This window comes from Parapedobacter sp. 2B3 (genome assembly GCF_041925275.1).
Lineage (GTDB): Bacteria > Bacteroidota > Bacteroidia > Sphingobacteriales > Sphingobacteriaceae > Parapedobacter > Parapedobacter pyrenivorans_A.
This window is the reverse complement of record NZ_JBHEUZ010000001.1, coordinates 385105-410695: the sequence shown is the minus strand read 5'-3', so window position 1 is coordinate 410695 and position 25591 is coordinate 385105. Positions and strand designations below refer to the sequence as shown.

The window sequence follows — 25591 nt, the reverse complement described above, 5'->3', positions numbered from 1 at the left end:
ACCAATTTAATAATCCAAAAACAACAGCGTTATGAACACAACATTCACTTAATCATTAAATCAGGATGCTTAAGAAATGGTCGGAAGTGCTGGTAACACATCCGACCGGGCCTGGTATGCCTGAATCCGCCAAGAGTAGTTCGAATAATCTTATTGAATGACAACCAAACAATGCAAAAGTATGCAATTTAACCGATTATTTAGATTTAGCAAAGGAGATATCATGCGCATAAATCTGACCGTTGCTATGTTAACATTATGTTGCGTGCAGCTTTCGGCCGAGGTATTCGGCCAACGTGTAACGCTAAACTTACGCGAGGTACCTTTTCTGGATGCGATCCGCAAGATAGAGAAGCAAAGTGGATATACCTTTTTCTATAAAATGAAGGATATCGATGGCCTTAATCCGGTGACGATTTCCGTAAAGGACAAACCGCTTACCGACATGCTGCACGACCTATTTGGCGATGCCTACAGCTTCAAGATTGAGGAGAACGTCATCGTCCTTACCAAAAATCCAGCTACGGCAAGCGCTGCGGGCTTCCATCCATCCAAACCCCGAGCGCGCAACGTGCTGCAACGGGAGGTTCGCGGCGTGGTCACCGACTCGCTGGGGGCACCTATAGCGGGTGTGTCCGTGCTGATTAAGGGTACGACAACGGGTACCGCCACCGACAACGACGGCCGTTTTCAAATCCTAGCCGTAGACGGCCAAGTGCTCGAGTTCAGCACGGTGGGCTACGTCTCGCAAGATGTATCTGTTTCGGGCCAGACCGTGGTAAATATCGTAATGAGACAGCGAGAAACAGGGTTGGACGAAGTGGTGGTGGTTGCCTTTGGCGAACAGAAGAGGTTGACGACCATCGGGGCCCAAAGTACCGTGAAAGCGGAAGAACTGAAGCAGCCCGTGGCCAACCTCACCAATGTTATTGCCGGGCGCATCGCGGGTATTGTGGGGGTGCAGCGAAGTGGTGAACCTGGTTATGATAATGCGGAAATCTACATCCGGGGTATCTCAACGTTTACCAGCAGTTCGCCATTGATATTGGTTGATGGAGTGGAGCGGTCGTTCAACAACATCGACCCGGAAGACATCGCTAGTTTCAGCGTGTTGAAAGATGCATCGGCAACGGCCCTCTATGGCGTACGTGGTGCGAACGGCGTTATTCTCATCCAAACCAAAAAGGGCAGAGCCGGCAAGCCTACCATCAATGTACAGTATGACCAGGGGCTCACTGAATTTACCCGACTTCCAGCATTTGCCGACGGGGTTACGTACATGGAAATTGCAAACGAAGCTTACAGAAGTAGCAACCCTTCAGACCCGAATCCACGCTACTCACCCGATCGCATCCAGCAGACCATCGAGCAGACGGACCCCGATCTCTATCCAAACATAGACTGGTTTGATGTCGTATTCAATCCCTACGGGCATAACCGCAGGGGGCGAATCAATGCCAATGGCGGGTCGGAGAAAGCACAGTATTACTTGTCGGTAGGCTATTACGACGAAACCGGGATGTTCAAAACCGATGAATTGGCCAACTACAACTCAACGATGAAATTCAGCCGGTTCAATTTCACGTCAAACCTCACGCTCGACGTCACCAAAACCACCAAAGTGGATTTCGGTGCCTCTGGCTGGATAAGCAATGGGAACTATCCCGGCAATTCCACCGGCTCGGTGTTCAACGCGGCTTATGTACTGCCCCCCATTACCATACCGGTACGCTACTCGAATGGCTTGTTGCCGCGGATACGGACGGGTGACGTGTCTAACCCGTACACGCTCCTGACACAATCGGGGTACGCCACCGAGTTCCGTAACCAACTCTGGAGCAATATACGGCTCACCCAAGATTTCGGTTTTTGGTTAGACGGCCTGTCCGCTACGGGGATGTTCGCCTTCGATACGTATAACAACCACTATATCCGGCGAACGAAATCGGTGGATAGCTACCTCGCATCCGGGCGCGACGAAGATGGGAACCTCATCCTGGAACAAACGCAGATCGGTACCAACTTTTTGGGGTACAGCCGAGAAAATGGGGGCTCCCGGCAGTTCTACCTCGAAGGGGCCATTAACTATACGAAATCCTTCGGCCCCCATGACATTACCGGCATGCTGTTGTACAACCAATCGGATCGTGTTGAAGCCTTCGCCGGAGATTTTGTCGGGTCAATCCCGTTCAGGTACATGGGGTTGGCAGGGCGCTCTACCTATGCGTATGCTAACAAGTACCTGGCAGAAGTCAATTTCGGTTACAACGGCTCAGAGACCTTCGAACCGAGTCAGCGTTTCGGCTTCTTTCCATCGTTCGGCTTGGGCTGGGTCGCTTCGGAAGAACAGTTTTTCGAACCCGTAAAAGACTACCTTTCCTTCCTGAAGTTCCGCTTTTCGTACGGTATGGTGGGGAATAGCAGCATCGGCGGAAGGCGGTTTGCTTACATTTCTACCATCGACGTGGATAGAGGCGCAGGCTATGGTTACGGAAATAATGTCTCCAATGACATTGACGGGCTGAGCATTGGCGATTATGCTGTATCGGTGTCGTGGGAGCGCGCCAATAAATATAACCTAGGGCTCGAATTCAAGACCTGGAGAAATGCCATATCATTTACCGCAGACGTTTTCCGCGAAATCCGCACGGGCATATTTCGTCAGCGGGGCGACGTGGCTACCTTTGTGGGGATACCCAACCTGCCCTGGGCCAACCTTGGCCAGATCAATAATACGGGCGTTGACGCTACGCTCGACATCCAGAAGCAAGTCGGCCCAGATCTTCGATTGGGTTTCCGCGGCAACATCAACTGGAACCGCGCCATCATTATCGACGACGCCAACGCGCCCTGGCCATACCCGTGGCAGCAGCGCATAGGCCGAAAGTACGGCCAACGCTTTGGTTACATCGATCTGGGCTTGTTCCATAGTGAGGAGGATGTGTTGAACAGCCCCTATCAAACCGGTACCAACAAACCGGGCGACATCAAGTATAAGGATTTGAACGGCGATGGAAAAATCGATTCGTACGATCAGGCACCTATCGGCTACGGCAGTATGCCGGAAATCGTTTATGGATTCGGGCCCACCATCAATTGGAAGAATTGGACGATAGCCGCATGGTTCAAGGGAATCAGCAATGTCGATATCATGCCGAATGGGGACGGCTTTAGGCCGTTTATGTATGGTGGCGAGCGGGGTAACCTGTTATCGAAGATTACCGACCGCTGGACACCGGATAATCCCGATTCACGGCCATTCTACCCTAGGATTACCTACGGAAACGACAATATGAATTTCGAGGGAAGCTCCTGGTGGGTGAAAAACGGTGCTTTCCTGCGGCTACAAACCGCCGAGCTCAATTATAACTTTGCCGGCCAGCAATGGCTCTCAAAAGTGGGTGTAACGAACCTTAATTTATATTTTATAGGTTATAACTTGCTTACTTTTAGTGAGTTTGATCTTTGGGATGTGGAGTTGGGTGATGGCAGGGGGTCGCAGTATCCGCTGCTAAAAACCTATAACCTGGGGTTGAGGTGTACGTTTTAAATGCGTAATACATTAAATAGAATAAGCATGAACAAGCAATTGTTAGTTACTATAGGAGCCGTTATATGCGGTGTGTATTTTACTGCCTGCGAAAGTTTTCTGGACCAGGTTCCGGACGATCGGATCACCATCGATGAGGTGTTCCAAAAGAAGGCTACATCCGAACAATTTCTGGCCAACGTTTATAATTTCGTCCCAGATGAGTCTAACGCCATCGACGGCTTTCCGTGGGTAGGAACCAGTGACGAGGCTGATCTAACGTGGTCGGGTGGCCCCAATTACCCAGTGAATATCGGGAATCTTGGACCCGCAAACCAGCAGTTTGAAAAATGGGGGCATTATTACCGCGGTATACGGGCAGCTACCTATTTCATGAGTCGCATCGATGAGAACGAGGAAATCCGTACGTTGGATGGTCAGCAGCGTATAGATCAGTACAAGGCGGAAGCCCGCTTTCTGCGGGCGTATTACTATTTTCAACTCATGCAGCAATATGGCCCCGTTATCTTACTTGGCGACGAGGTCATCAGCCCCGATGCGCCAGGCAGCGAGTTGCAGCTTCCGCGCAGTCCGTTTGATGATTGCGTGGACTATGTAGTGAGCGAACTTGACCAAGCGGCCACGGTGTTGCCTTTGGTGCCGCAGCGCAATGGGCAGGAGAGTGCTGCCGAGTACGGGCGGGCCACCAAGGGTTACGCACTGGCGGTCAAATCCCGGTTGCTCTTGTATGCGGCGAGCCCGCAATACAATGGCAACACCGAGGTGTCTGATTTTACCACATCGGATGGCGTGCCTTTGATTGCGCAGTCATACGACCAGGCGAAATGGAAACGGGCAGCCGATGCTGCGAAAGACGTCATCGACCTGGGTATCTACTCGCTATATAAAGATCCCAGCGGCGACCCGGTCAAATCGTTGGATGGCGTTTTCCTGCAACCGTGGAATTCCGAGCAGATTATGGTGCGCAAATGGAATGATGTGGCCCGCTGGGATGTACACTGCATGCCGCGACAGGCAGGCGGTTGGAGTGGCCTTGGGCCCACCCAAGAAACCATAGACGCATACTTTATGGCGGATGGGCTGCCCATCACGGAGTCGCCACTGTATGTAGAGAATGGATTTACGAATGTAGACGGCTTGGAGATTTATAACATGTACATGAACCGAGAACCACGGTTTTACCATGGTGTTACTTACAACAACAGCGTATGGCAGGGCGGCCGAATGAATGCGCCGGCGCCGATTACGTTCTATCGCTCCGGCCCCAATGGGCGGGAGGGGCACCCGACCGATTTCTCCAAAACGGGTTACCTTGTGCGAAAGAACGTTGGGCCGGGCACCAACGTGGGGTCGGGTGGCAACGGCCAGCGCCAAGAGCGGCCTATCATATTGTTTCGATTGGGGGAGGTATACTTAAACTATGCGGAGGCGTTGAATGAATATGAACCCGGGCATCCAGACATATTGGTATACTTGAACCTGATACGTGACCGGGCTGGAATCCCTACCTACGGGCCGGGAGAAGACCAGATACCCGTGCCGGCCAGTCAGGCGCTGATGCGTGAAAAAATAAGGGCCGAGCGCCGTATTGAGCTAGCATACGAAGGAAATCGTTGGTTCGATATCCGCCGTTGGAAAATTGCCCCGCAGGTAATGGGCGTCCTACACGGCATGGATATCAACCAAGATGGCAATGCATTCTATAACCGGGTACCCACCATGACACCGCACTTATTCCGGCCATCGTATTATTGGTGGCCCATCAGCCAATATGAGCTGGATAGGAATAGGAGTATCGTACAAAACCCCGGATGGTAACTTAAATCAAAAGAAAATGGATAGGAAAAACAATATGATAGCGTGCGGGTTGGCTGTGGCTTTGCTCGTAAGCCTAGGAGGCTGCGAAGACGAAGTGCAGTTGCCGAACCAAGACGAGTCGCAATACAATCAAGTGTATATGCCCTTGGCCGTAAACAATCCGGTTGCCCATACCCTTACCGTAGCTGATGAGCCGCAGGAACTTATATACGGTGCAAATTATGGCGGCCGGGGATACCCCGAAGCGGATATTGCCGTTCGTTTTTCGGTAAACCAAGCTTTAGTGGCCAGTTTCAATGAAGCAAACGGTACCGATTACGAGCTGCTACCCGAAGGAGCTTATACATTGGAAGCCGCCGAAGCGACTATACCCAAGGACGAGTTAGCTACGCAACCGTTATCCTTGTCAGTCAACACCACCGGTGAAGGGGCTGTGGCCATGTTCAAGACGTATTTGCTTCCACTCACGGTCCAATCGTCGTTTAAGGTAAATGAACAGCTGCAGACGACCTATTATTTGGTTACCGCCGAACCCGACATTGCCGATTATCCAGACTATGATCGGTCGGCATGGGAGATTGTCGATTTCTCATCGGAAGAGGCCAATGGCGAGGGCCCCAACAACGGGAGGGCCGTTTTTGTGCTCGATGGCGATAACCAGACGTTTTGGCATTCCCAGTGGCAGGGGGCAAGCCCGCCACCGCCACATCACCTCTCCGTGGATATGGGCGAGGTGACCACCTTGCATGGCATCAACACCATCGCTCGGCAAGTGTCTGGAAGTGGGGGGAAACCCGAACAGGTCCGCGTGGACGTAAGCCTGGACAACGAGCATTGGGATGAAATCGCCGTCTTAACGCTCTCCTCATCCAATAGCCAACAGAAAACCTGGCTGCCGGAGTTTGTGGAGGCGCGTTATTTCCGGCTGGTCATCCTCTCGGCGAATGGTTCGTCGCACGCCCATTTGGCCGAGCTAGGGGCTTATTAGTAGCTATTTGTAAGTATGAAGTAAAAAGTAGTTGTATGTCGTTTAACAATGTTGCATTAAAAAAAATAGGTGTATCAGTTAAGTGGGGTGTTTTGTTGGTTGTTTGGTGTTTTTTGGAGCTGGCTTTTCTGCCAGCCCAAAGCACCGAACGGCCGAAGCCGAAGGTGGTGAATATCGTTAATTTCATTCGGCTATTGGAGCCTAGGGATGCGCAGATTACCGAACAAGTATTGTATGAAACGGTCGTAAGCCAGGTGAAATTGATGGATGCGTATAACCTGAAAGGCACATTCCTGCTCCAATACGATGCGTTGATGGACGGGCGCTACCAGACGCTGTTGGGTGGGTTGCCCGGCGACCGCTATGAAATCGGTGCCTGGTGGGAAATACCGCAACCGCTGGTAGAGAAGGCGGGCTTGGAGTGGCGGGGCCGCTACCCGTGGGATTGGCATGCTGATGTTGGTTTTTCCACGGGATATACACCGGCGGAGCGCGAAAAACTCGTGGACGTATACATGGCCGACTTCAAGGCCATCTTCGGGGACTACCCGAAATCCGTGGCTTCTTGGTTCATCGACGCTCATACGCTCAATTACATGTACGAAAAATACCACATTGTAGCATCGGCCAATTGCAAGGACCAGTACGGTACCGATGGCTACACCTTATGGGGTGGCTATTGGAACCAGGCATACTACCCCAGCAAAATTAATTCGTATATGCCTGCCCAAACGGTCGAAAACCAAACTCCGGTACCCATTTTCAGGATGCTGGGCAGCGACCCCGTGCGGCAATACGATACGGGTGTGGGCCATAACCGGCAGGGGGTGATTACGCTGGAACCTGTTTATAGTTTTGGTGGCGGTGACCAGGCGTGGGTCGATTGGTTTTTCCGCGAATTGATCGAAGGGGAATCCATGGAGTTTGCGTATACACAGGCCGGCCAGGAAAACTCGTTTACATGGGCCGGAATGGCAAAGGGGCTCGAATACCAGTTCCCGCTTATTGCAAAATTGCGCGACGAAGGGAAGTTATCGGTGCAAACACTTGGTGAATCGGGCGCATGGTTTAGAGACACCTATGAGGTGACGCCGGCAACGTCGATGACGGTGAATGACGATCTTGGCGAAAGCAAGCTCAGAACCGTGTGGTTCAACAGCCGGTTTTATCGTACGAATCTGTTGTGGGAAGAAGACGGCAGCCTGCGTATCCGAGACATCCATCTGTTTAACGAACACTTTCCATCGGTTTACACCACGGGGGTAACTAAGACCAATGAATGCCATTTCTATACGCTGCCCGTGGTTGATGGCTACCTGTGGAGTGATGATGAATCGTTGGCAGGGATGCGATTGAAAGCATTGGTAGACGGTGAGGAGGTATTGTTGAAAGGGGGCACGCCCAAGATTACCAGCGCGAGGCGCGGCAGGCTGGATGTTTCGTGGCCGCTGACAAACGTAGCAGGCCAATTAGAAATGAGGTTTGTCGAAGACCAGCTAACGGTCAGCGTGAAGGGAAACAGCCAGCTTGATTGGTACTTCGATATGGAAGTGCCCAAGTATAATCAAGTGCCATTTACAGATGTGCTGGGTAGCGTGGTTCAGGCGGAGTTTGACGACTTTCGTTACGAGCTCCGGGCCCATAGGGGCACTTTTACGGTCGGTAAAGGGAAGGATGTCCTGCGTATATCGCCGCACCGTAACCGCATCCAGTTGGATATGGCAACACCGCTTGAAACGACTGGACGGTAATATTGGTTGTAAAAATATCGTGATCGGCCTTTTAGGGCTATTCGCTGGCGATACGGCGCAGCAAGCATATACATGAACACGGCGGTGCCACTTGGGGATCTATATGAAATTATCTGCTGGATGAAACAGTTGTTGGGTGAACGGTATTAAATTAAATGTTAGGACCATGATTTTAGCAAAATGTTTTTTCAAAATCTATCCCTATTTTTCATTGGGGGTCGCTTTGGTGTTTACGACATCTATGGGATACGGTCAAATTGATCATGATGTAAATGCAAAGGTTGTTCGTATTACCACGACCGATCAGCGGCTTTCTTTGCTTATAGATTATGCATCGGGAGCAAAGGTCACTAAACTCTTGTTAAACAATGGTAATACCTTGGCTCCTAAAGGGATTTTCACCGCACTACGCACCGCTAACAACGAATGGGTATCGGGGAAATCAGCGAGTGAGGTCCAGGTGTCAATTAATGACAATAAGGTGGAAATCAGTGGTATATCTCTTGGGGAGGCTGTCGAATCGTGGTCATTTTCGTTAACTGGTGATAAGGTGATGTGGACCATTAGTCGTACCTATCTTCGCGACATCGTGATAGAGGAAATGGGAATGCCTACGTGGCAGTTTGTAGACCTCAACACATGGAAAGGCGGAATATTGGACAATGGCGGGATGGTTTGGTGTAAGTACCTGGCCTCGCCCAACGATACGTATGGAGTGCATACCGGTGGGGTTACCTTTTGGAACGAAGACAAGGTGGACGCCTTACGGATAGCGGCTAAGACGGGTGCTCATCAAGAAATAGCGGCGAAGTTCACCCACGATGAGAGCGGTGCGTTTTCATACATGCACATTGTGTCTGAGCAAACAATGCAGCAGCGCCATAACTTGAGCCGCTTTGTTCATGGGAAGGATGATGTGTTCGCGCCGTTCGAAGCATCGCAGGGCACGGTGCGGGTAACATACGAGCTTTCTTATGTCGATTACTTAAAAACGTATGACCGTGGCCATTTGCCCGGTATTGATGTATCGGCCGTACGCGAACTGCTCAACACGACTGGACGATACGGGGTGGTTGACAATAACATCGTGGGAGCCAATGGATGGATTACGAATTGGAAATGTCTGCACGAACCTTTTTTTGCACAAATCGGGTTGGCGCTGAATGATAATAACTATACGGAAAACCTTGCCGCTACGTTAGACCGCGAGCGTGACTTCGCTATGCTGCCCAATGGGCGTGTGTTGTCCCGGTGGCACGATGTTCCCGGAGATGAGATTCCTGGAACGTATAACGCTGAAACAGGCTATTATGAGGCGATGTGGGGGTATACCGTCGATTCGCAGACAGGCTACGTTATCAATACAGCGGAACTGTTTCAGCAAACAGGCGACCTGAATTGGCTGCGCGGGCACAAAGCATCTGTTGAGCGAGCGTTAGACTGGGTAATAAAGCGAGATAGCAACGGGAATGGCGTTTTTGAAATGGTTAATAACAACGTTGCTGAAGAGAAGGCCAGCGATTGGATTGATATCGTGTGGGCTGGTTTTGAGAATGCTTTTGTCAACGCGCAACTGTACGAAGCTCTCCGGCTGTGGGGCGAATGCGAGTGGATATTGGGGGATACCGGAAAGGCCACGCACTATTTGGATATTGCCGAGAGGTTAAAAGAGGCATTCAATAAAGATGTGGCCGACGGTGGCTTCTGGTCGTCCGATAAAAAGCAATACGTCTATTGGCGGGACCAGGATGGTACCATACGTGGCGATAATTTGGTTACACCGGTCAATTTTGCCGCCATTGCTTTTGGTATATGCGATGATGAGCAACGAATCGACACGGTATTGGGACATATCGAGCAACGTATGGAGGCAGAAGATTTATTCCATTGGCCGCTGTGCTTCGATTCGTTCGAGCGTGAGGAGGTGCATGACAACAATTGGCCGTTCCCTCGCTATGAAAATGGAGATATTTTTCCAACCTGGGGCTATTTAGGCATACGTTCTTACGTGAAATATAATAAGAGCCTCGCCCTGAAATACATCAGAAATATTCTGGCCCAATATCGCAGGGACGGGCTTTCGTCGCAACGGTACAGCCGTATCGACCAGAAAGGCTTAGGGACGGATATTTTGGCGGGAATCAGTACGACCGTTACCGCACTCTACAGCGATATGTATGGCATCCGCCCCAAATGGAACCGGTTGGGGCTTGAACCGAATCTCGTAGCCGACCTCAACGGCACTCATTTTACCTATAGCTTGCGCGATACGGTATATGAGGTTTTACTAAATGCAGATGCCTATGAATTGCGCACATCGGAATATTCGGTAAAGAGCACGCAGGCGTTCGGTGTAGGTAAGTTGGGAAAAGACATCGTTTATTATCCCGGAAACAAAGAGTCGAATCGGCTGGTGATGCATGCTGACCGAGGTGGTTTTGCTGATTTGTCTGTGACTCGCTGGGAATCAGGTGTTTTTCAATGGTCTGTGGGCGACAAGCACAAGGGCGGGTTTACGATTCGAGGACTGAAGCCACAGGTGAGGTATCGGCTTATCACAAACCATGGGCAAAAAGAGCTGGTTGTGGGGAATGATGGAACGCTATCCATTCCTACACCCCGCACAGGTTCCCCTACCCGTCAGTATGAATTACGTTGCTGTGGTGCTTGAGCGGATAACTTGTTTGTGTCTTTGAATTTAAACCCACTTTATTTTGTCCGCTGTCTGGCTTGCAAAACAAGGAAGTCCGGCTGAAACCGGGCTTCTCTGTAATTGTATGGTGTTTGCCAATCTGCACCGAGGATTAATTGCCCGCCGGTGAATAGGATTTTAGTTTTTTCTTCAATTGCTGCCGTGCCACGTGAATCCGGGTTTTCACGGTACCGATGGGTATTTGGAAGTAGTCGGCAATCTCGTGGTATTTATAGCCTTCGTAATACATGGAGAACGGCGAATAGTATTCCTCGGATAACTTCGATAAAGCACGCTCTATATCATCCATCACAAATTTTCCTTCGGCATCGTTACGCAACGAACTTTTATATAAGTCAGACGATGAGATGGTATCGGATTTAAGGATGATGGAGTTTGTTTTCACCTTCCTCCGATAATAATTGATGAAGGTATTTTTGAGTATCGTGTAAAGCCAGGCTTGGAGATTGGTGCCCGATTTGAATTTGTTGTAGTAGGAAAACGCCTTTAGCATGGTGTCTTGTACAAGATCATGTGCGTTTTCCTCGTCGCGCGTGAAATACAGCGCATAACTGTTTAGCGAATTTACCTCTTGTACGACCCTGGTGTTGAATTCAATCTTATCCATAATCCATCGAATTTATCGTTTATGATATGCTTATGCTACATTTGGTGCGCCATTATCAGACCCGCGCCCGTGGTGCGGTAGTCTGTATGGCGTGTGATAAGAATGGAAACCCAGCACCTGCCAATACCATTTGGCTATTGGTGCGGTCAAGTTAATCGGTGTTTACAATCCCATCATTAATGATTCAAAGAAACAATAAAGCAAGTAGTCATTTTTTCCATAGTATAGTAGTAATAATCGTTGCTTCTTTATGATGGACTGTCTGTTTTAGTGTTAGTCGCAATCGCTTCGCAGTGATGCTAACATAGGACCACGTTATTTTGTTTGAAAAAAAATCAAAATAGTTCCGAAACCCCGTCTTTTCGTAGTGGCTCTGAAATACTAACGAATAGGATAGTCTTGTATTGCGTTGATTTTGAAAAGTATAGTGTTCTGGTTGTCTTTTATGGCTCATTTGTTAGTGTTTTTCGAGTTATGGTGTACGGGGGGTATTGATGGCGCTTACCCATTCGTGGTGTCCACAATGCTCACAACGGTACCGACCGGGCGCCAGCTGATTTAATGTCCCGCAGACGATACAGGCATACAAACCTGGGTCTACAATGGTATCTGAGTATTTATTATATAGATGAGGAAGGATCGGCAAGCCATATTTGACATCTTGATTAGGATAGAAAAAGATACTTAGGTTACCCTCCGTCTCTAGAATAGCAGTGCGTACCTGCCCAAGGTGCTCGACACCCTTCTCGCGCAGTTCGGCAAAAAATTCGTCTTTGGAAAGACTATCTTTCTGGTCGTGTTTGATAACCATTACACTATCTTCAATGATGTATACCGGCCTTCCTTCCAGCAATTGCTCCAAATAGCCGCTCTTCGCCATCACCCATGTAATTAGGCGATATATCCCAATGGCGATGAAGCACACAAGCACGGTAGCCAATAATGGCACGTCTTTATAAAACATTGCGTCGCCTGCTGCCGACCCCAATGTAAGGATGATGGCTAGTTCAAACACTGACAATTGCCGCACGCCGCGCTTGCCCGATAACCGAAGGACAACCAATACCACGATGAACATGAATGCGGTACGAAAGACGATTTCGAGAAAAAAAAGACCGTCCAGCTCGTGCAGAAAGATTCGATTCCAATCCAAGGAGTCTATAATTTACAGGTGGATAACTTACCAACCTATATACAATTGACTGCCCCAAAGGTTTTATAGCAACAACCTACCGGATGCCTGCCGCTATTCTTCCTGGATGCCTTCCACATGCGGCAAGAAAAGCCGGCATAGCAGACAGCTGAAATTTTTGAAACAATAAACGGCGATTGATTGTCAATAGCAAACACGCCCCAGCGACAGGGGACGAGAAAAAGATTTTTCAATATAAAAAGAGAACATGATGGACCAGATGAAAAAAACAGCCGAAGTGCTAAATGATCTTATCAAAATCAACAACGACAGGATTGCGGGCTATGAGAAAGCCATTGCCGAATTGCCGGCTGTGGACGTAGACTTGAAGGCCCTTTTCAGCAGCTTGATAGAACAAAGCCAAATGCTGAAAGACGAGCTGCAACAGCATATCAGTGCCTGGGAAGACCGGGTGGATGACCAAACCACCGCGGCTGGCAAAATCTACCGAGCATGGATGGACGTTAAGCAGGCATTTGCGGCCGATGACCGCAGAGCGGTGCTGGAGAGCTGCGAGTACGGGGAAGACGCTGCACAAAAAGCATACCGGCAGGCGGAGGAGGAGGTCGAAATATCTACGGCTGCCAAGGCGCTTATCTCAAGCCAGAAGACCCAACTACGGGCATCGCACGATCAAATAAAGCAGTTGCGGGATCGGGAGAAGGCGCTGTAGGCAAAAGATTGCCTAGCTCGTAATCAACAATGCATCATATACGGATGGAAATATGGGAGACCTAAAAATAACTGTGGAATGCCTCCGGGATTTGGCGGCATTCCACAATGAACGAGTGGCCGGTTATCAAGCCTTGATAGACAGCCTCGCAGACCACGACCGGCAATTAATCACCTTATTCAGGGCGTTTATCACCCAAAGTAAGGCAATGAGTGAAGAATTGAGGCAGGCAGCGGGAACATGGGGGTGGAGCGATGGGCAATTGCGCGACGAGGGCAAGTACGGACTGGCATGGTCGGTAGTCAAAGCCGTATTTTCAAGTAAAATGCCTTGTTACCCCGTAGATAGATGCCGCTCGGGTGAAAACGCGTTGCTCATCGCTTATCATAGTATTGAAGGTACCGACGGCCTCGCCGAGCCGGTTCGCTTGTTGATAAACAAGCAAAAACGGGCAGTAATTGCTGCGAGGGACTGGATCACTCATTTTGAAGCGCTGCCCGTGGACCAACCACAGCACGTACAGCCGCCAATCTTACACGTGCTGTAAAACTACCTGAAAAACCTGCTGAACCGCATAGCGGATTTTTTCTTGTGCCAACTGGTACACTATTTTGCGATATTGTGATAAAACAATTGTAATTTCGCTAGTAATCCAGTGAAAAACAACGAATGACTTAGCCCCTGGGCGAAAGAGGCACCTGAAAAATGAAAGAATCACACATCGGGGTTGATAACCGTATATACAAGGAGTTGTTTTTGGCCTCACCTGTGGCGAGTTATATATGTGATAGCGAGGGCTACATTGTTGGATTCAATGAAGCTGCTGTGTCGCTTTGGGGGCGTCGGCCACAAATCGGCAAAGAAAAATGGTCGGGTGCTATCGCAGTCTATTACGCTGACGGCCAGCCGATGCCAAGCGAGGCGATGCCGATGGCGAGGGCGATGTGCGGGCACACCGATGCGGGCGGTCAAGAGTTGATCATCGGCCGCCCCGATGGTACGCGACGCATTGTATTGGTTTTCCCGAAACCGATGCGGACAGACTCCGGTAAGGTAATAGGCGCATATAGTACGCTGGTAGATATTACCGAGCATAAGCAGTACGAAGAGAAACAGACGATCCTTACAGAGATTGTCCAATCGTCAGACGACGCGATTATCAGCAAGAACCTCGATGGCATCATCATGAGCTGGAATCATGGCGCGGAACGGATTTTCGGGTATAGTGAAGCCGAAATCGTAGGTAAGTCCATAAACACGCTTATCCCACCTTACCTCCATGAGGAGGAGCATACCATTATCAGCGAAATCAAAGGTGGTCGGACGGTTGATCACTATCAGACCATCCGCATCACCAAAGCAGGCAAAGAGATTCCCATCTCGCTCACTATTTCGCCTATGCGTAATAAGGCTGGGCAAATTATCGGTGCTTCCAAAATAGCACGTGATATTTCCGAAAAAATCAGGCGGGAGCAAACGATCAAATTCCATGCGAAAAAACTCGAGACCCTCCATGCGATCGGTAAAATCATTACCGAGAAATTAGATACACCCTCACTCATTCAAACAGTCATCAATTCAACGACCCACCTGGTTGCGGCCGACGTGGGCCTTTGTTTTTACAGAGTCTCTGATGAACAAGGGCATTCCACACTTTCAACGGCGGTGGCAGCGATGGGTGAGCTGAACGGTGATGCTACCCACCTTCAACTGGAAGAAGGATTAATCCATACCTTTTTTGTTGGAGAAAGTTCCATTAAATTCGATGATGTGGAGGCTGTGCCTCATATCCACGCCCTATTCGAACCGTGCCAGCCTGCGGGGGGGGCTGCCATTCGGCACAGCTTGGCCATACCGATCCGGTCTGGTGACAAATTGTTGATCGGGGCCATGTTTTTTGGCTATGCGCAAACGGACGTCTTCAATGCAGCGGATGAAGACATCATACACAGTATTGCCTCGTTGGTTGCCGTGACATTGGATAATGCACGCTTATTTGAAGAGGTGAACGTATTAAATCTACGGAAGAATGAATTTATCGCCTTGGCAAGCCATGAACTAAAAACGCCGCTTACTACTACCAAAGGCTATCTTCAGATATTGGAACGGTCAGAAATCGACCAAGTGGGGCGCCGCTTTTTGACCAAAGCACTCAAGCAGCTGGAACGGATCAACGCCTTGATTGCCGAGTTGCTGGATATTTCGAAAATAGAGGCAGGTAAGCTTAGTTTCCATTTCGAAACATTCGATATGAGTGAAATGATATTGGACGTAGTGGAGACATTCCACTTCAGCAGTCAAACGCATACTGTTTTCGTAAATAATATTCACGGTAACTATGTTGTAGAAGCTGATCGGCAACGGATGGAACAGGTAGTTATAAATTTGATTACCAACGCGATAAAATATTCCCCGGATGCGCATCAGGTACACGTGATGCTTGAGTCGTCGCCCGATGAGGTCCGCGTGCAGGTGATCGACGAGGGGGTGGGATTGACGCGTGAGCAACAAGAGAAGGTATTTACAAGGTTTTATCAAGTCGAAGGAACTTCCAAGATGACCGGACTGGGCCTGGGATTGTATTTGAGCAAGGAAATCATTGAACGGCACGGTGGTAGAATAGGTGTAAACAGCCATGTGGGAAAAGGATCTACCTTTTATTTTGCCATGCCACGCATCCCCCCTGCTTAACTCAGTACGCCTTGCTGGAGTGCCATCCGGATGACCGTGCCAATATCGGGGGCACCGGTCTTCTGAAGTAGGCTTTCCCTGTATTTCAGAATGGTACGTTTGTTTGTAAAAAGCTGATAGGCAATCTCTTGATTGGAATACCCTTCTAGAATGAGCTTTAGAATTTGCTCTTCCCTGGGAGAAAATTCCACCGCGGACCCTTTTTTCTTGAGTTCCAACACCGCAATCGATTCCAGTACTTGGAGGTAGAGGGCCGTGCAGATATAAGTGTTGCCCGCGAGGATATGTTTAATGGCGAAAATGAGCTCGTCTTTATTCGCTTCATTGACGATGTAGCCATCCGCGCCCGATTTCATCAAGCCGAGGATATCTTCGTCATATTCGATGCCCGACAGCACCAAGACTTTCATCAGAGGTGCAATTTCCTTGAGCGACAACAGTAGCCGTTCCCGGTTGCTAAGCAAAAGATGATCAACAACTAATAGGTTGGTGGTAGGTGCTGCATTGACTGCATCCTTCAGGTCTTCTTGTTCGGAAACAATCTCCGCAAAAGTGAAATCGGGCTCTTGATCCAAAAGAGCAATGATACCGTCGCGCGCGAGCGATTGAGGGGAAGCCCAAATAATTTTTGCTGAATTTTCCATATGCCTGACTAGCTAAATTTTATGGATGCTTTCGCTAATTGCATCGTAAGGGAATACGCTTCAACCGACAGAAAGGTTTTAGTTATTTTCAGATTCTTCGTTTTTTGGATACAGGATGTACAGTGTTTAGTACAATGAGCGAGTCGCCAGCAGCGGTACAAGAAAAGGGGCTAGTAGGGGGATTCCTATCTACGGCTGTTTGCGGTTTCGCCATCCAAGCATCAGCGATATCGCGCAGATAAATAATACTTGGATGCTCGCGTCTAAAAGGTAGATTCGATCGATTTTACCACGCATCACATACACGACATCCATGATAAGAAAGCTAAGCGAGGTGGTATAGCCGAGCAAAATAGGCAAGGGTTTCCGTCGGAGGTTTGCCGAGATATACGTCAATCCAATCGATGCGGATAAAAGGCCAACCATCTCAACGAGCCAGGTATCTTGCTTTGGCCCCGTTGCCGTAATGAAGCTAGCCATGTTGAGCAAAGGCCATATGCCGGTTACGACAAAATAAATCCCCTGTATAAGGAATGCATTGCCCAGCGCTTTGCTATGCTCCACAGTTGCCATGGTATTTTCCCTTTTAAAGCAGTCGTTGCGTACACCGTACCAAGGTAATCGGGATTGAAATATTGAATGGCTTTGGGTGGTTTTTTGCGCGATGCATGCCATTCAGACCCTGAATTGGAGGTGTGCATTTTTCCAAACAATAAACCCACAAAAGTAAACAGCGTGTCGGGAATAGTTGATGCACGGAAGGCAAAGCAATCCGGAAGGGGGCGATTGGTACATCGTAGGCATGCAAACTTAAATGGCGCAATATGTGGAGCTATTTGATCTTTAAAAAAGAAAATATATGGACACTAATAAGTATGTCACTAAATTGAAATGTTATGAAACCTCTACAGTTTTTTTGGGCAGTAGCCTTGGTATCAAGCGTGATGCTTGCATGCAACAACACCAATCGGCGGGCCGCAAGCGACAGTATCGAACAAGCACAGGGTGTAAACGATACATCGGCCATGGTTAATGAGCAAGATGCCGATTTTGCCGTTAAGGCTGCGGACGCGAACCATGCGGAAATCGAATTGGGTAAACTGGCATTGAAGAAAGTAACCGACCAGCGCCTCAAGGATTTCGCGCAGCGAATGGTTACGGATCATCAGCGGGCAAACGATGAACTCCTGGCAATCGCCACACGCCTCAACATTACGCTTCCGCCCGCCATCAGTGAAGACCACGTAGACAAGCAACGGAAACTCCGGGACAAATCGGGCGATGCCTTTGCAAAAGAATACATCGACATCATGGTGAAAGATCACGACCGGGCGGTTTCGTTGTTTGAGGATGCTGCTTCAGGCGCACGCAATACCGATCTGCAGGCGTTCGCCGCAAAGACACTTCCGGCATTGAAAAAGCACTTCGAAGAGGCAAAAATATTACGGGATTCGATAAGCCCGATGGATACAACGACGATACAGCGGGTGTTGCCTTAAAGGAAAAAGGAGCAGCTGTTGTAGCGTGCTATATCATGCGGTATCAGTGATGTGGTAGACCATGCCGTTAAAAGCGATCTCGTCGCGCGTTTTTACGCCGATGAGCCGTTGGCCCAATGGCGATGCCGGTGAAATAATCCAATAAGACACGCCGTCTATTTGCACGTGGCCCATGCTGATGGCAATAAAAAAGTTGCCATGGTTTGTCAGTACGAGGCTGCCGGGCTTCACAGGGCCTTCGTGCACGTTCACGTCCAAGTTGGTCAGTACCTGTTCCATACGCTTGGCGTCTGCCAATAGCTGTTGATGTCGGCTTAGTTCCTGTTGCATCATCTCGCGAGTCGTCTCAAATTTGTCACCTGCGCTGCTTTTTGTGTCATCGGCGGCCGCTTCGCTTGCCGAAGCGATGGCTTGCCGCACGTTGGCGAGCCGCTGGTCTACATATTGCTTGCACGTAGCTAGCAAAGAAGCCTTCTTGGTTCCATATAGTACCGCTTTTTTGTCCATGAGTGGATTTTCCTATCAATGACTTCCGACTATCCGGAATTGGATGTAAATATAAAAATCACCCGCTTACCTCGCATCCGAATAGCGCCTATTTAAGGAATTTAAACACCGTTGGGACTGCATAACCTTAAATTTTAAAATAATTTAAGCTTTTTTTAACTGTAAAAAAATTTTAAGTAATCGAAATATAATATATATTTGTCTACGACAAGCCGATGAAACAAACCAATTGATGGAGCGTCATCACTTGCTAATTAAAATAACCAAATATGAAGAAAAACAGACACATTTCAGGCCGTGTATTGCCTTGGCAACTATCGGTTACCATTCCCAAAATCAGAAACTTTAGCGGTTAATTGCCGGGGCGCCCCACCTCATTTCATTTGACGGGGCGTAGTGCTTTTCAACCAGAGAATCAGCAGGTGCTATTTGGGCAGTCGCCCGGTGGTGCGGTGCTTAGAATGTTGTAGTTTGCCCCTGTTTGCGGCAAGCCAAGGACGTATTCACTTTTTTAATAACCATTTAGATACCATGAGAATTATTGTAGTTTTGTTTTTGCTGCTAGTGCATGGCGTGTGCGTAGCCCAAACCAAGCGCGTTTCCGGGGTTGTGAAAGATGCGAGCGATGGGTCAGCGCTGGCGGGAGTCAGCTTATCGGTGCAAGGAAAAGCCATCGCTACCCAGACCGATGTCAATGGGGAATTTTCCATTGAGGCAGCCATTGGCGACTCGCTGGTTTTCTCTTTTGTAGGGAAACTCCCGGCACGTGAGGTTGTAGGGGAACGCAATGTATTGGAAATCCTGTTGTATGACGATGCCAGCCAATTGGATGAAGTTACCGTTGTGGCGTTCGGTACCCAGAAGAAAACCAGTGTAGTTGGGTCGATCACCACGGTGAAGGCTTCCGACCTGAAAGTTGCATCCGCCAACCTGACCAGCTCATTTGCCGGTCGCATCCCGGGGATGGTTTCGTTCCAGACCACGGGTGAGCCAGGTGCGGATAATGCCCAGTTCTTTATACGGGGCGTCACCACGTTCGGTTACCAGACCTCCCCCCTTATCTTGATCGATGGGTTCGAAGCCACGACAGATGCGTTGGCACGGCTAAGGCCAGATGATATCGAAAGCTTTTCCATTCTAAAAGATGCGTCGGCCACGGTGCTTTACGGTGCGCGTGGAGCGAACGGTATCATCATGATCACGACGAAGTCGGGCCGTGAGGGGCCAGTTCAGGTAAATGCACGGGTCGATTTCAATGTGAGTACACCTGTGCAGATGACCAAGCTGCTCGATGGGGTGGAGTATATGCAGCTTTACAACGAGGCGAGGATTACCCGCGATCCCCTATTGGGCGCTCTCTACTCACAACAAAAAATTCAATCTACCATCGATGGCGTGAGCCCCATGCTATTCCCGAATGTGGACTGGCAGGAAACATTATTCAATAAATCAACGAATAATACCAAGGCCAATGTGAATCTTTCGGGTGGCGGGCAGGTAGCCAATTATTATGTGTCTGCCGGTTGGGAGAAAGAAACAGGCTTGCTGAAGGTGGATAACCGCAATAATTTCAACAATAACATTGATATTAACCGGGCATTTATCCGGTCGAACGTTATTTTCAAATTGACACCTACGACCACATTAGATACTCGGATTCAGGGCCAATTCGAACGCTATAACGGCCCCTGGGCGTCGGCGACTGATATCTTCTACCAAATCATGCAAAGTAATCCGGTTGATTTCCCCGCAGTTTATGAGCCCGATGCAGCCAACCAGTTCGCCGACCATACGCTGTTTGGCAACACCTGGGTGGGTGGTGGTATGAAGGCCAACCCCTATGCGTCTATGGTAAGGGGGTACAACGATCGGAACGAAAGTAGATTGACTACCCAAGCCACATTGATGCAGGATTTCGATTTTATTACACAAGGGCTTAAATTCCAAGGCCGTATCTCGGCCAATATCTGGAGCCAGTACCAGAGCCTGCGTACCTATAGTCCGTTCTTCTATTCGTTACAGGATTACAACCAGGTAACGGGTGACTATACACTGTATTCACTGAATCCAAATTCAGGGTCGGTCTTCCTAGGTAATGTTGAACCCGGACGGAATGCCGATGGGCATTATTATTTCGAAGGCCGTTTTAATTGGGATCGTGTATTCGGTAAACATTCCGTAGGCTTGATGACCGTGGGAATGATGGAAGAGAAACTGCTGACTGCCGGTAACAGTACCTCGATTTACGAAACGTTGCCCGAACGCAACATGGGTAACTCCGGAAGGGCTACCTACGATTACGATAATCGGTATTTCTTCGAATTTGCCTACGGGTATAACGGCTCGGAGAAGTTCGACGGTTCCAAGCGCTACGGGTTTTTCCCTTCGGTAGGTGGGGGCTGGATGGTTTCCAACGAGAAATTCTTTGAGCCTGCAACGGATATTTTCAGCACCTTGAAGCTCCGCGCTACTTGGGGGCTGGTGGGCAACGACGCCATCGCTCAACGTGCAGACCGGTTTTTCTACCTATCTGATATCGGCCTTACCGGTGGCACCAATACAACAAATAACGGATACCGGTGGGGTACCAATTTCATGAATGCCTACAGTGGCTATTACATCAATCGGTATGCCAACGCCGACATTACCTGGGAAGTCTCCGAAAAATACAATTTAGGTGCCGAAATCGGGATGTTCAACGAAGCGCTGAAAATCGAGGGTGATTTCTTCAGGGATATCCGGAGCAACATTTATATGGTACGTCAGAACTTTCCTTCAACGGCGGGCTTGGAAGCCAGCATCAGCGGCAATGTAGGCAAAGCGATGTCGCAGGGTTTTGATGGTTCCATCACCTACCAGCACTTCTTCAACAACGAATTTTGGCTCAATGGCCGCGCCAATTTCACCTATGCCTCCAATGAATACCTGGAACTCGATGAACGTGATTATGCCGATGAGTACCTGAGCCGATTGGGCCATAACATCAACCAGCAATGGGGGCTGGTAGCCGAACGGTTGTTTGTGGACGAAGCTGAAATCGCTAATTCGCCTCGCCAAGACTTTGGTGAGTACATGGCTGGCGATATCAAATACAAAGATGTCAACGGCGACGGTGTGATAAACGGGAATGACCAAGTGCCACTGGGCTTTCCGACGGTGCCGGAAATACAGTATGGTTTCGGTTTGTCTGCCGGTTACAAGCGGTTCGATTTCTCGTTCTTTTTCCAAGGCAACGATCGGGTGTCGTTTTTTATCAATCCCGGTGTAGGTGGCGGGGATGATAATGACGAAGGCATTGCGCCATTTGTTAACCGTCGGAATGCGCTGGAAGTGGTGGCAAGGGATTATTGGACGGAAACCAATCCGAATGTGCACGCGTTCTGGCCCCGTTTGTCTACCGAGCCGGTTGTGAATAACCTCCAGCAGTCGTCGTGGTGGTTGCGTGATGGTTCATTCCTCCGTTTGAAAAGCGTGGAAATAGGCTACAGTCCCAAAGGGCTTAAACACATTGGCTTGGGCGAGGGAACGCGGATTTATGTGAGTTCGGAAAATCCATTGGTGTTCAGTAGCTTCAAGCTGTGGGATCCGGAGATGGGTAGGCGTGGATTACGCTATCCGCCGAATAAAAGGTTTAACATAGGAATTCAGTTGTCGCTTTAATATAAAATGAAGATGAAGACGTTTTTGAAAGTAGGGTTAGTGGTGTGTGCAACGCTGTTATCACAGTCTTGTACCAAGTACCTCAATGTGGTTCCAGACAACACCATGACCCTGGAAGATCTATTTGATACGCGGGAGACAGCCTATGAGGCATTGGCACGGGTATATAATTACATTCCCCGGGTAGACGATACGCACTTATCCACTTGGTCGTTGGGCGATGAATTTGTAGGTCGGCTCGACCTCAATAATAACCTGGGTAACCTGCGGGCCATTCGCATTATGCGCGGTCTGCAAAGTGTTACCAGTCCGCAGTTGGGCACTTGGTCCGGTACCGAGGGCGCGAAGAGCCTGTACGACGGCCTTCGCCAATGCGATGTGTTCCTGCAAAACATTAACAGTGTACGGGATATGGGTGATTTGGAGAAGGCTGAATGGGCTGCTCAAGTTACATTCTTGAAAGGATACTATGCGTTTTTGTTGGTACGGCAATATGGTCCCATCGTACTCCCAACCGAGATGGTCTCGCCCGAAGCCTCGAAAGAGGAACTGTTCCTGCCGCGTTCTAAAGTGGAAGATTGCTTCAATTACATCCTTGCGCTGATGGATGAGGCAATCCCTAACCTCACGGAAAGGGCCACCGAGAGTAACATGGGGCAAGTGGATCAGGTGGCGGCAAAAGCCATTAAGGCCCGGGTATTGTTTTATCGTGCCAGCCCGTTCTTCAACGGTAACCAGGAGTACTTCGGCGATTTCGTGGACCACGACGGCCAGCCTTTCTTCCCGCTCCAATACGATAACGAGAAGTGGAAGCAAGCCCTTGATGCCATCAATGAGTCCATTGCGATTGCCGAGCAGAACGGTTTGGGGATTTACCACTTCCAGAAAGAACCGTTTATATATGATCGTCCGGCCTTCGAAGCAAATGGGGAAAACATGCGTACGCTCTACGATCTGCGCATGGTCGTATGCGATCCTTGGAACAATGAGCTGGTATGGGGTTATTCCAATCACAATTACTATGACCAGGGAGAACTCGCCCATTCTACGAATATCCGCCTTCCGGCAGGTTATGGCGATGGGGTTATCAATACCGCGGCGTATTCTTGGCAATGGATGGCCGCCACCTACAAGATGGTTGAGCGCTATTACACCCGCAATGGGCTACCCCTTGACGAGGACCTTACGTTCAATATGAGTACCATGCATGAGCTTACCCAAACACCCGGGTTGCTTGATCCCGAGTATGCCGAGTTGAATGGCATCATGCAGCCGGGGGCCGAGACCATCAATATGTACCTCAACCGCGAACCCCGTTTTTATGCCAACTTGGGGATTACCGGTGGATTTTGGCGGGCACACACCGTGCGGATAAATACCAAGATGTACAACGGTTCCGACGGTGGGTACAATTCGTCTACACATGCTACCGATTTCCTGGCTACTGGCATCGGCGTTCAGAAGTTGGTGCACCCCGAGTCGCAATCGAATGCGTGGCAACGGGTTATCCGTTTCCCATACCCGCTGGTGCGCATGGCCGATCTTTACCTCATGAAGGCCGAAGCACTCAACGAGTACAGCGGCCCTAGCCAAGAGGTGTATGATGCTGTCAACTTGGTGCGCGAGCGCGCAGGTATCCCAGACGTTGAGGCTGTATGGTCCGATGCCAGCTTGGCAAAGACAGTCAACAAACACCTCACGAAAGAAGGGATGCGCGACATCATTCTCCAGGAGCGGTCGGTTGAACTTGCCTTTGAAGGCCAGCATTTCTGGGACATGTGGCGGCATAAGCGGGCCGTTGCCGAGTTTTCGTCGCCCGTGTGGGGGTGGACGCACACCGGCTCTACGGGTGAGTCGTTCTTCGTGCTTGAAGTTAAACAAGCTCGACGGTTTACCATTACCGATTACCTGTGGCCCATCGATTTGAATGAATTGAATACAAACGGAAATCTGATCCAAAACCCAGGATGGTAACCATCCACAACATAAGGAGAGTTATGAATAAGAGAAAATATGTTGCAATGCTAGTGGGCACCCTGCTTATCATCGGGGCCTGTAAGGAGGAAAACCGCTATGCGAGCCACGTTGGTGATAGTGACGCGCCAGGTAAGATCACCATCGTAAATCAGAAGCCCTTGTATGGCGGTGCGCGGTTCTTTTATGACCTGCCAGCAGACGAAGACCTGCTGCAGGTGGAGGCCGTGTATAAGGCTAAAAATGGAAAAGCGTATACGTTTTCGTCGTCTTATTTTGTCGATTCGCTGGACGTATATGGATTCGGTAGCACCGACCCGCATGAGGTTACGCTCTATGCAGTCGACCGTTCCGGCAACCGTTCGGATCCGGTCACGGTATCGATCACGCCGCTGGAGCCCGCCTTTAGCCGGGTGGCCTCTTCCATCGAAGTCAAATCGGGATTCAGCTCGTTTTTCCTCGATTGGACCAATGAGTTGGAGCAGAATGTCAATGTGTATGTCGATTACAGCTTCACCCTCAATGGCGAGGCGCGTCAGTTGACCACGGTATTCTCGTCCAATTTGGCGGAAGACCGACGGTTCATCAATGACCTTTTCCTTTCGCCCCAAGATCCGGTAAAGGTGAGCGTACGCGTAGAAGACCAGTTTGGCAATATCACCGACCCGGTTGATAAGGGTTCCCTCACGTTGTACGAAGATATCGAGATACCCAAGGCGAACTGGGTATTGCCAAATGCGAACGACAGCGTCGGAGGCGTGCCTATGGTTTTTGGGGATGGTCTCGAAGGGCGCTCGGCGAAAGTCATCGATGGGATCATTGACCGAGGGGATAACCTCAACTTCATGCATACCCACAGCCGTGGGCGTACCGGCCGGACGGCCGACGGAAATATGCCGTGGAACTTCATTATTGATTTGGGCGGCTATTATGAACTGAGCCGTATCGTTACCGTGCAACGGCACTCCGGCGGGTTGGCCAATATCAGCAGGGGGCAGTTCTACCAATCAGAAAACGTAGGGAGGTATAACATGTATGCGTGGGATGACGATACCGATGAGTGGGTGTTTATTTCCCAGCATACGATACCCGTTCCGGTGGGCCTCAGTGAGTTGGAATACGTACAGGCCGGTGAGGCAGGCGATGAAGCGTATATGTACCCGAATGATCCGCAGTATACCAAGCCCACACGTTGGTTCAGGTACGAAGCAATCAAGAGTTTTAACGGAAATTATACACTTGAAGACGCAAACTGTTTGTCGGAAATCACCCTCTTTGGGCGTAAGGTCAATTAGTAATCCGTTTTTTGAGTAAAAACACAGTT

The 25591-nt window shown here is 49.5% G+C and carries 17 protein-coding genes; 12 read left to right on the top strand and 5 right to left on the bottom strand.

Features of this window, described 5'->3' with window-relative positions; genetic code table 11:
- The first annotated feature begins 247 nt into the window (after positions 1-247).
- The 5 genes from ACEVG1_RS01610 to ACEVG1_RS01590 all read left to right on the top strand — a co-directional run bounded on the left by ACEVG1_RS01610 (position 248) and on the right by ACEVG1_RS01590 (position 10778).
- Positions 248-3550: a TonB-dependent receptor gene (locus tag ACEVG1_RS01610; RefSeq protein WP_374741796.1), complete on the top strand. Its 3303-nt coding sequence runs from the start codon at positions 248-250 to the stop codon at positions 3548-3550.
- Positions 3551-3577: 27 nt separating this feature from the next.
- The gene (locus ACEVG1_RS01605; protein ID WP_374741795.1) at positions 3578-5368 is read left to right on the top strand and encodes a RagB/SusD family nutrient uptake outer membrane protein; all 1791 of its coding nucleotides are present in this window, start codon (positions 3578-3580) and stop codon (positions 5366-5368) included.
- Between the two features lie 16 nt (positions 5369-5384).
- On the top strand, positions 5385-6356 hold the full coding sequence (locus tag ACEVG1_RS01600; RefSeq protein WP_374741794.1) for a BT_3987 domain-containing protein: 972 nt from the start codon (positions 5385-5387) through the stop codon (positions 6354-6356).
- Positions 6357-6391: 35 nt separating this feature from the next.
- Positions 6392-8107, top strand: coding sequence for a hypothetical protein (locus ACEVG1_RS01595; RefSeq protein ID WP_374741793.1), 1716 nt, complete (start codon positions 6392-6394; stop codon positions 8105-8107).
- 166 nt (positions 8108-8273) lie between these two features.
- Positions 8274-10778 carry a hypothetical protein gene (locus ACEVG1_RS01590; RefSeq protein WP_374741792.1) on the top strand — a complete coding sequence of 835 codons (2505 nt, stop codon included), beginning with the start codon at positions 8274-8276 and terminating at the stop codon, positions 10776-10778.
- A gap of 133 nt (positions 10779-10911) precedes the next feature.
- Here the strand turns inward: ACEVG1_RS01590 and ACEVG1_RS01585 are convergent, their stop codons facing one another.
- Both ACEVG1_RS01585 and ACEVG1_RS01580 read right to left on the bottom strand, forming a co-directional pair.
- Positions 10912-11427 carry an RNA polymerase sigma factor gene (locus ACEVG1_RS01585; RefSeq protein ID WP_374741791.1) on the bottom strand — a complete coding sequence of 172 codons (516 nt, stop codon included), beginning with the start codon at positions 11425-11427 and terminating at the stop codon, positions 10912-10914.
- A gap of 472 nt (positions 11428-11899) precedes the next feature.
- Positions 11900-12580, bottom strand: coding sequence for a YetF domain-containing protein (locus ACEVG1_RS01580; RefSeq protein WP_374741790.1), 681 nt, complete (start codon positions 12578-12580; stop codon positions 11900-11902).
- A gap of 247 nt (positions 12581-12827) precedes the next feature.
- Between ACEVG1_RS01580 and ACEVG1_RS01575 the strand changes: the two genes are divergently transcribed.
- The 3 genes from ACEVG1_RS01575 to ACEVG1_RS01565 all read left to right on the top strand — a co-directional run bounded on the left by ACEVG1_RS01575 (position 12828) and on the right by ACEVG1_RS01565 (position 15983).
- Positions 12828-13292 (top strand): PA2169 family four-helix-bundle protein, encoded by a 465-nt coding sequence (locus ACEVG1_RS01575; RefSeq protein ID WP_374741789.1) that lies wholly within the window; start codon positions 12828-12830, stop codon positions 13290-13292.
- A 52-nt stretch (positions 13293-13344) separates the two neighbouring features.
- The gene (locus ACEVG1_RS01570) at positions 13345-13839 is read left to right on the top strand and encodes a hypothetical protein (protein ID WP_374741788.1); all 495 of its coding nucleotides are present in this window, start codon (positions 13345-13347) and stop codon (positions 13837-13839) included.
- A gap of 158 nt (positions 13840-13997) precedes the next feature.
- Positions 13998-15983 carry a PAS domain S-box protein gene (locus ACEVG1_RS01565; protein WP_374741787.1) on the top strand — a complete coding sequence of 662 codons (1986 nt, stop codon included), beginning with the start codon at positions 13998-14000 and terminating at the stop codon, positions 15981-15983.
- Here ACEVG1_RS01565 and ACEVG1_RS01560 read toward each other — a convergent pair.
- Together ACEVG1_RS01560 and ACEVG1_RS01555 are read right to left on the bottom strand one after the other, a co-directional pair.
- Positions 15980-16627, bottom strand: a complete 648-nt coding sequence (locus ACEVG1_RS01560; RefSeq protein ID WP_374741786.1) for a LuxR C-terminal-related transcriptional regulator — start codon at positions 16625-16627, stop codon at positions 15980-15982. The genes ACEVG1_RS01565 and ACEVG1_RS01560 overlap by 4 nt on opposite strands.
- Positions 16628-16816: 189 nt before the next feature.
- Entirely contained in the window at positions 16817-17200 is a 384-nt protein-coding gene (locus tag ACEVG1_RS01555) for a hypothetical protein (RefSeq protein WP_374741785.1), read from the bottom strand.
- A 323-nt stretch (positions 17201-17523) separates the two neighbouring features.
- Between ACEVG1_RS01555 and ACEVG1_RS01550 the strand changes: the two genes are divergently transcribed.
- Positions 17524-18126 carry a DUF4142 domain-containing protein gene (locus ACEVG1_RS01550; RefSeq protein WP_374741784.1) on the top strand — a complete coding sequence of 201 codons (603 nt, stop codon included), beginning with the start codon at positions 17524-17526 and terminating at the stop codon, positions 18124-18126.
- A 33-nt stretch (positions 18127-18159) separates the two neighbouring features.
- Here ACEVG1_RS01550 and ACEVG1_RS01545 read toward each other — a convergent pair whose 3' ends face one another.
- Positions 18160-18633 carry a 3-oxoacyl-ACP synthase gene (locus ACEVG1_RS01545; RefSeq protein ID WP_374741783.1) on the bottom strand — a complete coding sequence of 158 codons (474 nt, stop codon included), beginning with the start codon at positions 18631-18633 and terminating at the stop codon, positions 18160-18162.
- Between the two features lie 531 nt (positions 18634-19164).
- Between ACEVG1_RS01545 and ACEVG1_RS01540 the strand changes: the two genes are divergently transcribed.
- From ACEVG1_RS01540 to ACEVG1_RS01530, 3 genes are read left to right on the top strand one after another with little or no spacing between them, the layout of a single operon-like run.
- A complete protein-coding gene (locus ACEVG1_RS01540; RefSeq protein WP_374741782.1) occupies positions 19165-22293 on the top strand; it encodes a SusC/RagA family TonB-linked outer membrane protein in 3129 nt (1042 codons plus the stop codon).
- A gap of 12 nt (positions 22294-22305) precedes the next feature.
- On the top strand, positions 22306-24267 hold the full coding sequence (locus ACEVG1_RS01535; RefSeq protein ID WP_374741781.1) for a RagB/SusD family nutrient uptake outer membrane protein: 1962 nt from the start codon (positions 22306-22308) through the stop codon (positions 24265-24267).
- A 23-nt stretch (positions 24268-24290) separates the two neighbouring features.
- Positions 24291-25562, top strand: a complete 1272-nt coding sequence (locus ACEVG1_RS01530) for a DUF4959 domain-containing protein (protein WP_374741780.1) — start codon at positions 24291-24293, stop codon at positions 25560-25562.
- Positions 25563-25591 lie beyond the last annotated feature (29 nt).

Bases quoted from the DNA above. Each gene is read 5' to 3' on its own strand.
- ACEVG1_RS01610 (WP_374741796.1), top strand. From the start codon at position 248: ATGTTAACATTATGTTGCGTGCAGCTTTCGGCCGAGGTATTCGGCCAA.
- ACEVG1_RS01605 (WP_374741795.1), top strand. From the start codon at position 3,578: ATGAACAAGCAATTGTTAGTTACTATAGGAGCCGTTATATGCGGTGTG.
- ACEVG1_RS01600 (WP_374741794.1), top strand. From the start codon at position 5,385: ATGGATAGGAAAAACAATATGATAGCGTGCGGGTTGGCTGTGGCTTTG.
- ACEVG1_RS01595 (WP_374741793.1), top strand. From the start codon at position 6,392: ATGTCGTTTAACAATGTTGCATTAAAAAAAATAGGTGTATCAGTTAAG.
- ACEVG1_RS01590 (WP_374741792.1), top strand. From the start codon at position 8,274: ATGATTTTAGCAAAATGTTTTTTCAAAATCTATCCCTATTTTTCATTG.
- ACEVG1_RS01585 (WP_374741791.1), bottom strand. From the start codon at position 11,427: ATGGATAAGATTGAATTCAACACCAGGGTCGTACAAGAGGTAAATTCG.
- ACEVG1_RS01575 (WP_374741789.1), top strand. From the start codon at position 12,828: ATGATGGACCAGATGAAAAAAACAGCCGAAGTGCTAAATGATCTTATC.
- ACEVG1_RS01570 (WP_374741788.1), top strand. From the start codon at position 13,345: ATGGGAGACCTAAAAATAACTGTGGAATGCCTCCGGGATTTGGCGGCA.
- ACEVG1_RS01565 (WP_374741787.1), top strand. From the start codon at position 13,998: ATGAAAGAATCACACATCGGGGTTGATAACCGTATATACAAGGAGTTG.
- ACEVG1_RS01560 (WP_374741786.1), bottom strand. From the start codon at position 16,627: ATGGAAAATTCAGCAAAAATTATTTGGGCTTCCCCTCAATCGCTCGCG.
- ACEVG1_RS01555 (WP_374741785.1), bottom strand. From the start codon at position 17,200: ATGGCAACTGTGGAGCATAGCAAAGCGCTGGGCAATGCATTCCTTATA.
- ACEVG1_RS01550 (WP_374741784.1), top strand. From the start codon at position 17,524: ATGAAACCTCTACAGTTTTTTTGGGCAGTAGCCTTGGTATCAAGCGTG.
- ACEVG1_RS01545 (WP_374741783.1), bottom strand. From the start codon at position 18,633: ATGGACAAAAAAGCGGTACTATATGGAACCAAGAAGGCTTCTTTGCTA.
- ACEVG1_RS01540 (WP_374741782.1), top strand. From the start codon at position 19,165: ATGAGAATTATTGTAGTTTTGTTTTTGCTGCTAGTGCATGGCGTGTGC.
- ACEVG1_RS01535 (WP_374741781.1), top strand. From the start codon at position 22,306: ATGAAGACGTTTTTGAAAGTAGGGTTAGTGGTGTGTGCAACGCTGTTA.
- ACEVG1_RS01530 (WP_374741780.1), top strand. From the start codon at position 24,291: ATGAATAAGAGAAAATATGTTGCAATGCTAGTGGGCACCCTGCTTATC.